We start from the raw sequence: 12250 nt of genomic DNA, 5'->3' as shown, positions 1-12250 counted from the left end.
TGCCGCCGCCCGTCCTTCCTGCCGCCGCCCGTGCTCCCCTTCCGGCGGTCTATCGCCGGAAAGCGGCGCCACCGGCGGCGGCGATCGCCACCGACAGGACGATGACGACGGTGAGCGTGCCCAGGGGGTTGCGGTGCCGTACGGGCGCGATCGCGCGCATGGCCGGCACACGGTAGACCGGTGACGGCGACGGAGTGGGCCGCGGCGTCGGACGAGGGCGCGGGGACGACGCCGCCACGGGCGGCCGGGCCACGGCCACCACCCGGTGCGGAGCATGCCGGGGCGTCGGTGCGGGCTTCTCGGGAGCCGGTGGCGGAGGCTTCGGGGAGGGCGCGGGCGGCGGCACGGGCCTGGGTGACGTGCAGCCGGGCCGTCCGATGCCGACCTCGGCGTGCAGGCCGATGAGCACGTCGACGTCGAGGCAGACACCGACCCGCAGGCCCGGTCCGTCCGGATCGGGTGCCGTGAGGGACACATCGGCCGCTGCCCGCACCATCCCCCGGGCCACCGTGCCGCCCGCGCCCGTGTCCTGCCGCTCGGCCCGCACCTGCTGCTCGGCCGCCGGGGCGGGAGCCGCCGCGGCCGGCACGGCGCAGGCCGGCACGGCACAGGCCAGCGCGGCGCAGGCGGAAACGGCCGCGACCGCGACGGCCACGCGCGGGCCCGCCGTCCTGCCCATGTCAGTGGCCCTCGGGGATCCGCTGGAACTCGTGCAGGGCGCTCACGAACGCGTCGGGCTGCACCGCCAGGCCGCCGCTGAAGGGGTGGGAGATGTTCCACGCGAGATAGACGCCGACGCCGAGCAGGACCGCCATCGTCAGCACCGGCACGAGCGTGAGCCCCCGGGGCCGCGCCCCTGCCAGGAACGGGAAGACGATGACCAGGACGCCCGTGAGCACCGTCAGCAGCATGACGCCGGGGGGCGGCTCGGTGCCCGCGTCGGCGGCGCGCTGCCGCCGGGCGGCGGACATGTCCGCCATCCGCTCCAGCACGGCGTCTCTGGCGTCGCGCGCCTCGTCGGTCGTGACCGGCAGTTCGGTCACGTGGGCGCGTAACGCCTCCAGCCGCGCCGATCCCTCGCTGCCGAGATGTCCGGCCGCCATCTGGGGCCACTCGTCCTCGACGACGTATCTCGCGTACTCGCGGAGCCCCTCGCGCACCTGGGCGGCGTCGGGGGCCGGGAGCGGCGCGGCGGCCCAGTAGGCCTCCACGAGCGCGTGGGTCTCCGCGTAGGTGTTCTGCCGCGCGGAGTCGGCCGAGGTCCACGGCACGACGATCGCGATGGCGAACACGAGCAGGAACAGCGAGGAGAGCATCGACCCGGCGTGACCGGCGGACGCGCCGCCGGGATCGCGGTCGTCGGTGCCCCGGCCCAGCGCGCGGAAGAGAAGGGCCGCCACGGCCACCAGCCCGACGGCCGCCGCGACCGCGAGTACGCCCAAGAGCATGACATCTCCACAGACACTTTGCCGATTACTTGTGGTGACATGACTATCACACGAAGTAATCATTGACCAGCCAAGACAGGCAAGTCACGGCGCGGCCTGCCCGGCCGGGCGGGAGAGGTCATGGCAGGATCGGCGCGGAGGTGATCGCATGCGCGTGGTGATCGCGGGCGGACACGGGAAGATCGCCCTTCGGCTGGCGCGCCTGCTGAGCGGGCGGGGCGACGCGCCCGTGGGGCTGATCCGCAACCCGGACCAGGTCGCGGACGTGGAGGCGGCCGGCGCCGAGGCGGTGGTGTGCGACCTGGAGCGGACCACGCCGGAGAAGGTGGCCGAGATCCTGCTGGGGGCGGGAGCCGTCGTCTTCGCCGCCGGGGCGGGGCCCGGCAGCGGCGTCGCGCGCAAGTTCACCGTGGACCAGGGCGCCTCGGTGCTGCTCGCCGACGCGGCCGAACGGGCCGGGGTGTCCCGCTTCATCCAGATCTCCTCGATGGGCGCGGGATCGCCGCCCGCACCGGGGAGCGACGAGGTCTGGGCGGCCTACATCACCGCGAAGACGGCGGCGGAGGAGGACCTGCGCGCCCGCCCGCTCGACTGGACGATCCTGCGGCCCGGGCGGCTCACCGACGAGCCGGGCACCGGCCTGGTGACGCTCGCCGACCCGCCGCTTCCCCCCGGTTCGGTGCCGCGCGACGACGTGGCCGCCGTGATCGCCGCACTGATCGACACACCGGAGACGCGGCTTCGCGTCCTCGAACTCATCGGCGGAGGCGTGCCCATCGACGAGGCCATACGGCTCGTGCTGATGTGACGACCGCACAGCGGCGTTTTCAGGACCGTTACCCAAACCGCCCCGAATAGCAAGAGGTACTAAATACCCAATTGGGCACTAGATCATCTCGTTACGGAAAAATCCCGAATTTGTGGGGTTCATGCGGCTTGACGCGTTTTGCGGGGTGACGAAGACTTCCCTCGAACTTCGCGTGATCCACTCCGGGCCGGCCCCCCTCCCCGGAAGGCACGCCAGATGGAGGAACTCGATGAGTAGCTCTCCCCGGAGAGCGCGTCGCTATGCCGCCGCGCTCGCACTCCCCCTGGCGATCACTCTGAACGCCCTCCCGGCGCTCGCCGATCCTTCCCCGGATCCGGTCCCGCCGGACCGGGCCTCCAGCACCGCGCAGAACGGCGTAGCGCTCATGCGCGTCGTCGTCGCCGACCAGGCGGGCGTGGACAAGCTGGTCGCCATGGGCGTCGACCTGGCCGAATACACCAAGCCCGTCGACGGCGGCATCGAGGTGCACGCCGTGCTCAGCCCCGACGAGGCGCGGAGCCTGCGCGACCAGGGCTTCGACGTCCGCGACGCCATCTCCGACCAGAGCGACTACGCCGCGAACCTGGCAGAACGGCGGCAGGCTCTCGCCGTCGCATCGGCCGACGCGGCCGAGACCGACACACTGACCCCGCTGCGCGCCGAGTGGTTCACCAGCCTCGACAACCAGCGCTTCCTGTCGGTGGAAGTGAAGACGAGCGCGACCGACGCCCAGACCGTGCTCACCGCCACCTGGGACAGCGGCCCCGGCACGGCCCCCGACTCCGGCGGCTCGACGACGATGTCCCGCTTCACCGACGCGGGCCAGTACATGTACCACCGGTTCAACTCGCCGCTGCCGATCACGGAGACCCCCACCCAGGTCACGATCACCAGCAGCCGGGGCGGCACGGTCACCGTGCCGGTGACCAAGTGGCTGGGCGAGCCGCGCAAGGCGCCGGGCAAGCACTACGTGCAGGACTTCGTCGACCACTACATGGACCCCACCGAGGTCACCGGCCGGATCGTGGCGCTGGCCAAGCAGTTCCCGAACATCTCGGAGATCATCGACCTCCCGTACAAGACGAACGGCTACCGCCGCCAGGCGCAGGCGCAGTTCGGCAGCGGCTCGGGGAGCGCGCTGGCGAGCACGTTCTACGTGACGTCCAAGGCGTACGGCAGCGAGGGCGGCAACGACGTCAGCGTCGCGCTGGCGAACCCCGGCACCGCCTCGGCCCCGCTCTCGGTCACCGTCAACGGCAAGGACGTCGTGGTCAACCTGGCGACGGACGCCTCCGGCTCGGTCACCAGCACGGCCTCCGAGGTGGTCGCCGCGCTGAACGGCGACCCCGCGGCCTCGGCGCTGCTGACCGCCGCCCTCTATCGCACCAGCCCGGGCACCGGCGTGGTGGCGGCGGCCGCGGCGACGAAGCTGACCGACGGCCTGAAGGCGCCGGCGACCGTCTCGCGCCAGCCGTTCCAGATGAAGGCGCTGCGCATCGGCAAGAGCCGGGACGGTTCGAAGACCGGGGTGTTCCTCTACTGCCAGGAGCACGCCCGCGAGTGGGTGACCCCGCTGACCTGTGTGGAGACCGCCGAGCGGCTGCTGCGCAACTACGCGCTCGACGCGGACACCAAGAAGCTGGTGAACAACCTCGACATCTTCATCGTGCCGACGATCAACCCCGACGGCGCGCACTACTCGATGTACGACTACAACATGCAGCGCAAGAACATGGTGAACTACTGCGCTGCCGACGGGTCGGACCCGGCGCGCCGCAACTCCTGGGGCGTCGACCTCAACCGCAACTTCTCGGTGGGCAGCGCCTTCGACGGCTACGTCGGCGGTTCGACCACCTGCACCGGTGAGACCTACTCCGGGCCGTCCGAGCTGTCGGAGCCGGAGACCCGCAACGAGGTCTGGCTGACGGAGCAGTACCCGAACATCAAGTTCGCGATGAACACCCACTCCTACGGCGGCTACTTCATGTGGCCTCCGGGGGCGTACAAGAGCGCCGGGCGCGAGACGCTGCCGCGGCCGGACCTGGGCACCGAGGAGTACTTCTGGAACGCCTCCGCCCACATCCTGTCGGCCGTGCAGGGCTGGCGCGGCACGGCCATCTGGCCGGGGCGCACCGGTCCGGTGATCGACGTGCTCTACTCGGCGGCCGGCAACAGCGCCGACGAGTTCTGGTACAACAAGGGCATCATCGGCTGGGACTTCGAGGTCGGCGCGGACGTCTACGACCCGGCGACCAACAGGTACACCTCGGTCGGCTTCCAGCCTCCGTTCGAGGAGGGCCACGAGGAGGCGATGGAGTTCTCCAACGGCCAGATCGGCATCCTCGAAGTCGCCCAGGCGTACGAGAAGGACAAGCAGAAGCCCGAGTCGAAGCTCGTGGTGACCGACAGGACCGACACCTCGGCCACGTTCACCTTCACCGTGGACGAGCCGGCGAACGTCTACTACACCCTCGACGGCAGCCGGCCGACGCTGAGCTCGCCCAAGCTGACCTCGTCGGGCATGCGCGAGGGCGCCGCGAAGATCACTGTCGACAAGACGACAGAGGTGCACTGGTTCGCCATGGACCTCGCGGGCAACATCGAGAAGAACTACAAGCCGGACGGCAACGGCAAGAACTACAACAAGGAGACCGTCACCGTCGACAAGGCGCCGGTGGTGCCGCTGACCGTGACCGCCTCGTCCCGTTGCACGGGCAGCTCGGCGTACGTCGCCGCGACGGCCGTCAACGCCGGTGACGGGCCGGCGACGGTGGAGCTGACCACCCCGTACGGTTCCAAGACGGTGGCCGACGTGGCCCCGGGCAAGCAGGCCTACCAGTCCTTCAACACCCGGGCCGGGAGCATCGACGCCGGCACGGTCACCGTGAAGGCGACCGCCACGATCGACGGCAAGCAGGTCACCTCGTCCTACGACGCCGCCTACAGCGCGGCCGACTGCCACTGAGCCGCTGACACCGCTGTAGCACAGACCCGGGGCCGGCCGCCCATCCGGCCGGCCCCGCCCCCCATAAATGGAGCGATCCGCATGAGAATCACCAGGACCACACAGATAATCGCCGCCTCCGTGCTCGGCCTGGCCCTCGCCGCCGCGGCCACCCCCGCGCTGGCCGACGACGACCCCGCCGGCACCGGCGGCATCGACGTGTCGGTGAACATCCAGCCGACCACCACCCCCGGCCAGCTGTCGATGACGGTGGCCGACAACACGGGGGTGTCGCTGGAGGAGAACGGCTCGGACGCCACCGCCCGCCAGTTCACCGGCACCCTGCCGACGGTCACCGTGACCGACACCCGCACCCTCGAGGAGATCCCCGACGGTGAGTACTGGGCGGTCGTGGGCCAGGCCAGCGAGTTCGTCGCGACCGACGACCCGAGCAAGACCATCGGCCCGGAATACCTGGGCTGGCGGCCCCACCTGCTGAGCGACTCCTCCACCGGCTCGGTGGCGGCCGGTGAGCCGGTCTCCAGCGCCATCTCCGACGGCACCGGCGCTCCCACGGTCGGTCTGCAGGGGCAGGAGCTGCTGGTCTCCACCGCCAACTCCGCCGACGAGATCGGCACTTCGGAGGTCAACGCCGATCTGGCCCTGCGCACCCCGGTCGACGTCGCCGCCGGCGAATACCACTCCACCATCACGCTGTCGCTGTTCAACCAGTCCTGACCGGGCGGGTCCGCACCAGTCCCGTCCAGGACGATGTGACGCAGGGTTAGGAAATCCTGACGTAGCGGATTGTTGACCGGGCGGTCAATCAGGCAGACCGTCAGATAACAGGTCACCTCTCCCCGTACGGAGGCACGGATGGATCTCACGAGATCGTTGTCCGACGTCGTCGCCCTCGTCGCCGGGCTGGTCGCGGTGCTCGCACCGTTCTTCTGGGCCGACGCCCAGGCGGCCACGCAACCACTGCTCATCCTCGGCGCCCTGCTCGTCGTCTCCGCCCTGTGGTCCATCCTGGGCGCGGGCGGCGCCAGCTCCTGGGTGACCGCGGCGTTCGGCGCTCTGCTGCTCGTCTCCCCCTGGGCGTTCGGCTTCGACGGCGACTCCGCCTCTGCGTGGACCGCCTGGATCACCGGCGGCGTCACCGTCATCGTCGGTCTGCTGACCGTCCTGCAGGTGCGCGGCCGCACGACCGTCGCCGCCTGACTCCCCTACCACCCCACCCACGCGTACGGCCCCGCCGCCCGTCGTCCCCCCGGCGACAGGCGGCGGGGCCGTACGTCTTTGCGTCCCTCCGGCTCGCACGGCCGGCACGGGGACGGCGTGCGACAGGGCGGTGGCGGTGCGACGACAGGGGATGGCGGAGACAGGGGGCCTCACCTGCGCGGGGACCAGAGTCGCGCTTATCACTCCACAGGCGGCATGTCGCCCCTTGACTTTGGCGCGATCTCCACTCAGTCTGTTGCGCATAGCGCTTCCTGTTCCACCTTACGAAACTGGGAAACCCTCGCATGATTCCTGCGTGCCCCCTCGCCGCCCTGCCCAGGGGTGAGGCCCTCCGAATCGAGACAGATCCCCCGATCGCCGTCTTCCACACAGAGGACGGTGAACTGTACGCGGTGGACGACACCTGTACGCACCAGGACGCGTCGCTCGCGGACGGGTGGCTGGAAGGGTGCGAGGTGGAGTGCCCCCTGCACGCGTCGCGCTTCGACCTGCGCACGGGCCAGGTGGACGCTCCTCCCGCGAAGCTGCCGGTGCGCACCCACCAGGTGGTGGTCCAGGACGAGACCGTCTACGTCGTGCCGTCGGACCTGCCGCCGAACCTGCCGCCCGGCGTCCGCACCGGTTCGGCCTGAGACGCCGTGAGGGTGTCGTGAAAGCCGTGAGGATGTCGTGAAATCGGTCGCTGTCGTCGGCGCGTCGCTCGCCGGGCTGTCGGCGGCCCGCGCGCTGCGCGCCCAGGGCTTCGACGGGCGCCTGACGATCGTCGGGGCCGAGCCGCACCGCCCCTACGACCGTCCCCCGCTGTCCAAGGAGTTCCTCACCGGGCAGATGACGACGGCCGATCTCGCTCTGGAGGGCGACGACGAGGACCTCGGCGCCGAGTGGCGGCTGGGCGTCGCCGCCACCGGCCTCGACCGGGGGCGGTCGCTGCGCGTCGCGCTCGCCGACGGCTCCGCGGTCGAGGCCGACGGCGTGGTCATCGCCACCGGCGCGGTCGCCCGCACCCTCGGGGGTGGTCTCGCCGGCGTGCACACGCTGCGCACGATCGACGACGCGGCGGCCCTGCGGGCCGACCTCGGCGCCGCCCGGCGGCTCGTGGTGATCGGGGCCGGGTTCATCGGCGCGGAGGTCGCCTGCGTCGCCCGCACGCTCGGCCTCGACGTGACGATCGTCGAGGCCGCGCCCGCGCCGTTCGCCCGCGCGCTCGGGCCCGAGATGGGCACCGCGCTCGCCGGGCTGCACGAGGACAACGGCGTGCGCCTCATCTGCGGCGCCGCCGTACGCGGCCTGACGGGCGAGGGCCGCGTCGACGGCGTGCTGCTCGACGACGGACGCCGCCTGGACGCCGACGTGGTGCTCGTCGGCATCGGCGCGCGGCCGGTCGTGGAGTGGCTCGACGGCAGCGGGGTGCTGCTCGGCGACGGCGTCGTCTGCGACGCGGGCGGCGCGACGAACGTGCCGGGAGTCGTCGCGGTCGGCGACTGCGCCGCCTGGTTCGACCCCGCTCTCGGCGTCCACCTGCGCGTGGAGCACTGGACCGGCGCCGCCCGGCGTCCCGCGACGGCCGCGCGGACGCTGCTGTCCGGCGGCGCGTCCGTGCCGGACACGCTCGCGCCGCCCTACCTGTGGTCCGACCAGTACGGCATGCGCGTGCAGTTCGCCGGGCACACGCTGCCGGGAGACGAGGTGAGCGTCGAGGAGGGCGACCTCGCGTCCCGGCGCTTCCTGGCCGTCTACCGGCGGGAGGGCCGCACGGTCGCGGTGCTCGGCGTCGACCAGCCGCGCTCGTTCACCCGGTGGCGGCGCCGCGTGAACGAGCCCGCCGGGGCGCGATGAGCGCCGTCACCCACCGTGGCCGAGACGGTGGCTGATGTCGGCGGCGCCCGCGACGAGCACGGGCGCGAGCTCGTGCATGCGCTCCTCGCTGAACCGGTAGGCCGGGCCGGAGGCGCTGACGGCGGCCACCACCTCGCCCTCGTGGGAGCGGATGGGCGCGGCGATGGCGTTCAGCCCGATCTCGTACTCCTCCACGGTGACCGCGTAGCCCTGCCGCAGCGCCTCGGCGAGCTGCCGGCGCAGCTCGCCCGCGTCGGTCACCGTGGCCGGGGTGAAGCGCTCCAGCCCGGCGGCGGCGATGAGCCGTTCGCGGCGCCGCTCGTCGAGGTGGGCGAGCAGGACCTTGCCGCTCGACGTGGCGTGCAGGGGGGTGGGCTGGCCCACCCAGTTGTGGGCGGTGACGGCCGCCTGGCCGCGCACCTGGTCGAGGTTGATGGCGTAGTGGGACCGCGCGACGGCGATGTTGACGGTCTCGCCGATCTCCTCGGCGAGACGCCGGCACACCGGGCGGCTCTGCTGGACGAGGTCGAGCCGCGCGGCCACCCCGGCGGCGAGCCGGACGATGCCGAAGCCGAGGCGATATTTGCCGCGGTCTTCGGCCTGCTCGGCCAGGCCGCGCGCCTCGAGCGCGCCGAGAAGCCGGAACGCGGTGGACTTGTGGACGCCGATCTCCGCGGCGACCTCGCTCACGCCGGCCTCGCCGCGCTGGGAGAGGATCTCCAGGATCGTGACGGCCCGGTCCACCGACTGGACGCCGCCGCTTCCCTCGGACCTCGCGGCGGTCTCGTCGGCCCCCGCGAGATCGGGGTCCGGCGCGTGACGTTGCGAATGCTGCACTCTATTGCGCATATCAATATCATCCTGCCCGGGAGGCGGACATGTATGACTTTGTCATCGTCGGTGGTGGATCAGCGGGGAGCGCGCTCGCGAACCGGCTGTCGGCCGACCCCTCGAACCGCGTGCTCGTGCTGGAGGCGGGCCGTCCCGACTACCTGTGGGACGTGTTCATCCACATGCCCGCGGCGCTGATGTTCCCCATCGGCAGCCGGTTCTACGACTGGAAGTACGAGTCCGAGCCCGAGCCCTACATGCACGGCCGGCGGATCTACCACGCCCGCGGGAAGGTCCTCGGCGGGTCGAGCAGCATCAACGGCATGATCTTCCAGCGCGGCAACCCGATGGACTACGAGCGCTGGGGCGCCGATCCGGGCATGGAGACCTGGGACTTCGCGCACTGCCTGCCGTACTTCAAGCGGATGGAGAACTGCCTGGCCGCCGACCCGTCCGACCCGATGCGCGGGCACGACGGGCCGCTGGTGCTGGAGCGCGGCCCGGCGAAGAACCCGCTGTTCAAGGCGTTCTTCGAGGCCGTGCAGCAGGCGGGCTACCCGCTGACCGACGACGTGAACGGCTACCGCCAGGAGGGCTTCGCGCCGTTCGACCGCAACCTGCGCCGCGGGCGCCGCCTGTCGGCCGCCCGGGCCTACCTCCACCCCGTGATGGACCGCCCGAACCTCACGGTCAAGACCCGGGCGTTCGTCACGAAGATCCTGTTCGAGGGCAAGCGCGCGGTCGGCGTCGAGTTCGACGGCAAGCGGGTGCGGGCCGGGGAGGTCATCCTCTGCGGCGGCGCGATCAACTCCCCGCAGCTCCTGCAGCTGTCCGGCGTGGGCGACGCCGACCACCTGAAGGCGCACGGCATCGACGTGGTCCACGACCTGCCCGGCGTGGGCGAGAACCTCCAGGACCACCTGGAGGTCTACATCCAGTACGCCTGCAAGCAGCCGGTGTCGATGCAGCCCGCGATGAAGTGGCGCAACCGGCCGATGGTCGGCGCCCAGTGGCTGTTCCTGCGCAAGGGCCCCGGCGCGACCAACCACTTCGAGGCCGGCGGCTTCGTGCGCGGCAACGAGGACGTCGACTACCCCAACCTGATGTTCCACTTCCTGCCCGTCGCCGTACGGTATGACGGCAGCGCGCCGGCCGGCGGGCACGGCTACCAGGTGCACATCGGGCCGATGTACTCCGACGCCCGCGGCTCCGTGAAGATCAAGAGCGCCGACCCCCGGGTGAAGCCCGCGCTGCGGTTCAACTACCTGTCCACCGACCAGGACCGCCGCGAGTGGGTCGAGGCCGTACGAGTGGCCCGCGACATCCTCAACCAGCCCGCCATGGACGCGTTCAACGGCGGCGAGCTGTCGCCCGGCCTTGAGGTCGAGACCGACGAGCAGATCCTCGACTGGGTGGCCAAGGACGGCGAGACCGCGCTGCACCCCTCCTGCACGGCCAAGATGGGCGTGGACGAGATGTCCGTGGTCGACCCGCTGACGATGCGAGTGCACGGCCTGGAGGGCCTGCGGGTCGTGGACGCCTCGGTCATGCCGTACGTGACGAACGGCAACATCTACGCGCCCGTGATGATGGTCGCGGAGAAGGCGGCCGACCTGATCCTCGGTAACACTCCCCTGGCCCCCGAGCCGGTGGAGTTCTACCGGCACAGGAAGGACGCCTGAGATGAAGGACCTGCACATCGGCGGGGAGTGGCGCGACGCTGCCGAGGGCGGCCGGCGCGAGATCCACTGCCCGGCCGACGGGCGGCACGTGGCCACGGTCGCGGAGGCCACCCGCGCCGACACCGAGGCCGCGATCGCGGCGGCCCGGCGGGCGTTCGACGATGGCCCGTGGCCGCGTACGCCGGAGCGGGAGCGCGGGGCGCTGCTGCTGCGGGTGGCCGCTCTGCTGGAGCGCGACAAGGCCGAGATCGCGCGGGCGGAGTCGCTGGACACCGGCAAGCGCCTGGTGGAAAGCGAGTATGACGTCGACGACGTGATCGCGTGTTTCCGCTACTTCGGCGGGATCGCGGGCACGGACGCGGGCCGGGTGGTCGACACCGGGCGCGCCGACGCGATCAGCCGGGTGGTGTACGAGCCGGTCGGCGTCTGCGGCCTGATCACGCCGTGGAACTACCCGCTGCTGCAGACCTCCTGGAAGGTGGCGCCCGCGCTGGTGGCCGGGAACACCTTCGTGCTCAAGCCGAGCGAGCTGACCCCGTCGACCGCGATCCTGCTGATGCGGCTGCTGGAGGAGGCGGGCCTGCCCCCGGGCGTGGGCAACCTCGTGCTCGGGGCCGGCGCGGAGGCGGGCGCGCCGCTGGCCGAGCACCCGGACGTCGACCTGGTCTCGTTCACCGGCGGGCCGGCGACGGGCCGGTGGATCATGGCCGCCGCCGCGCGGACGGTCAAGCGGGTCGCCCTGGAGCTGGGCGGCAAGAACCCCAACATCGTCTTCGCCGACGCGGACTTCGACACCGCGGTCGACTTCGCCGTGACCGCCGTCTTCCTGCACTCGGGGCAGGTCTGCTCGGCCGGCGCCCGGCTGCTGGTGGAGGACTCCATCCACGAGAAGTTCGTGGACGCGGTGGTGCGCCGGGCGGAGCGGATCAGGCTGGGCGGGCCGTTCGACCCCGAGGCCGAGACCGGGCCGCTGATCTCTGCCGCGCATCTGGCCAAGGTCGAGGCGTACGTCGAGGCGGGGATCGCCGAGGGCGCGAAACTGCGCTGCGGCGGGCGGCGGCTGGAGGGCGAGGGCTACTTCTTCCCGCCGACCGTGCTGGACGGCTGCCACCGCGACATGCGGGTCGTCCGGGAGGAGTCGTTCGGGCCGGTGCTGACGGTGGAGCGGTTCTCCGGTGAGGATGAGGCCGTCGCGCTGGGCAACGACACCGACTATGGCCTCGCCGGGGCCGTGTGGACGACCGACGCGGGCAAGGCGCAGCGGGTGGCCGCCCGGCTGCGGCACGGCACCGTGTGGATCAACGACTATCACCCCTATGTGCCGCAGGCGGAGTGGGGCGGGTTCAAGCAGTCGGGCGTCGGCCGGGAGCTCGGCCCGACCGGCCTGAACGAATACCGCGAGATCAAGCACATCTGGCAGAACACCGATCCCCGCCCCCAGCACTGGTTCCGCCCCTGA

At 71.8% G+C, this 12250-nt stretch carries 11 protein-coding genes; 8 read left to right on the top strand and 3 right to left on the bottom strand.

What is annotated here, in order from left to right:
- Nucleotides 1-49: 49 nt before the first annotated feature.
- On the bottom strand, nt 50-679 hold the full coding sequence (locus HCK04_RS43650) for a hypothetical protein (protein ID WP_142648597.1): 630 nt from the start codon (nt 677-679) through the stop codon (nt 50-52).
- Between the two features lies 1 nt (nt 680).
- Complete coding sequence (locus HCK04_RS18510; protein ID WP_142648596.1) at nt 681-1448, bottom strand: DUF4239 domain-containing protein; 768 nt, start codon at nt 1446-1448, stop codon at nt 681-683.
- Nucleotides 1449-1596: 148 nt separating this feature from the next.
- Here HCK04_RS18510 and HCK04_RS18505 point away from each other — a divergent pair, with 148 nt between their 5' ends.
- The 6 genes from HCK04_RS18505 to HCK04_RS18480 all read left to right on the top strand — a co-directional run bounded on the left by HCK04_RS18505 (nt 1597) and on the right by HCK04_RS18480 (nt 8278).
- On the top strand, nt 1597-2256 hold the full coding sequence (locus HCK04_RS18505; RefSeq protein ID WP_142648595.1) for an SDR family oxidoreductase: 660 nt from the start codon (nt 1597-1599) through the stop codon (nt 2254-2256).
- Between the two features lie 229 nt (nt 2257-2485).
- Nucleotides 2486-5221, top strand: coding sequence for a M14 family metallopeptidase (locus HCK04_RS18500; protein WP_168066043.1), 2736 nt, complete (start codon nt 2486-2488; stop codon nt 5219-5221).
- A gap of 81 nt (nt 5222-5302) precedes the next feature.
- Nucleotides 5303-5938 carry a hypothetical protein gene (locus HCK04_RS18495; RefSeq protein WP_142648593.1) on the top strand — a complete coding sequence of 212 codons (636 nt, stop codon included), beginning with the start codon at nt 5303-5305 and terminating at the stop codon, nt 5936-5938.
- A 138-nt stretch (nt 5939-6076) separates the two neighbouring features.
- Entirely contained in the window at nt 6077-6421 is a 345-nt protein-coding gene (locus HCK04_RS18490) for an SPW repeat protein (RefSeq protein ID WP_142648592.1), read from the top strand.
- Between the two features lie 305 nt (nt 6422-6726).
- Nucleotides 6727-7074, top strand: coding sequence for a bifunctional 3-phenylpropionate/cinnamic acid dioxygenase ferredoxin subunit (locus tag HCK04_RS18485; RefSeq protein ID WP_142648591.1), 348 nt, complete (start codon nt 6727-6729; stop codon nt 7072-7074).
- A gap of 37 nt (nt 7075-7111) precedes the next feature.
- Nucleotides 7112-8278, top strand: a complete 1167-nt coding sequence (locus tag HCK04_RS18480) for an FAD-dependent oxidoreductase (RefSeq protein ID WP_142648590.1) — start codon at nt 7112-7114, stop codon at nt 8276-8278.
- A gap of 6 nt (nt 8279-8284) precedes the next feature.
- On the opposite strand, the gene HCK04_RS18475 is transcribed toward HCK04_RS18480, so the two are convergent.
- Nucleotides 8285-9127 carry an IclR family transcriptional regulator gene (locus tag HCK04_RS18475; protein ID WP_142648589.1) on the bottom strand — a complete coding sequence of 281 codons (843 nt, stop codon included), beginning with the start codon at nt 9125-9127 and terminating at the stop codon, nt 8285-8287.
- 29 nt (nt 9128-9156) lie between these two features.
- Between HCK04_RS18475 and betA the strand changes: the two genes are divergently transcribed.
- Both betA and HCK04_RS18465 read left to right on the top strand, forming a co-directional pair.
- Entirely contained in the window at nt 9157-10791 is a 1635-nt protein-coding gene (gene betA, locus HCK04_RS18470; protein WP_142648588.1) for a choline dehydrogenase, read from the top strand.
- 1 nt (nt 10792) lies between these two features.
- The gene (locus tag HCK04_RS18465) at nt 10793-12250 is read left to right on the top strand and encodes an aldehyde dehydrogenase family protein (RefSeq protein WP_142648587.1); all 1458 of its coding nucleotides are present in this window, start codon (nt 10793-10795) and stop codon (nt 12248-12250) included.

The sequence above is a fragment of the Microbispora sp. CL1-1 genome (genome assembly GCF_012034195.1).
Classification (GTDB): Bacteria; Actinomycetota; Actinomycetes; order Streptosporangiales; family Streptosporangiaceae; genus Microbispora.
This window is presented reverse-complemented; position numbering and strand designations above follow the sequence as displayed.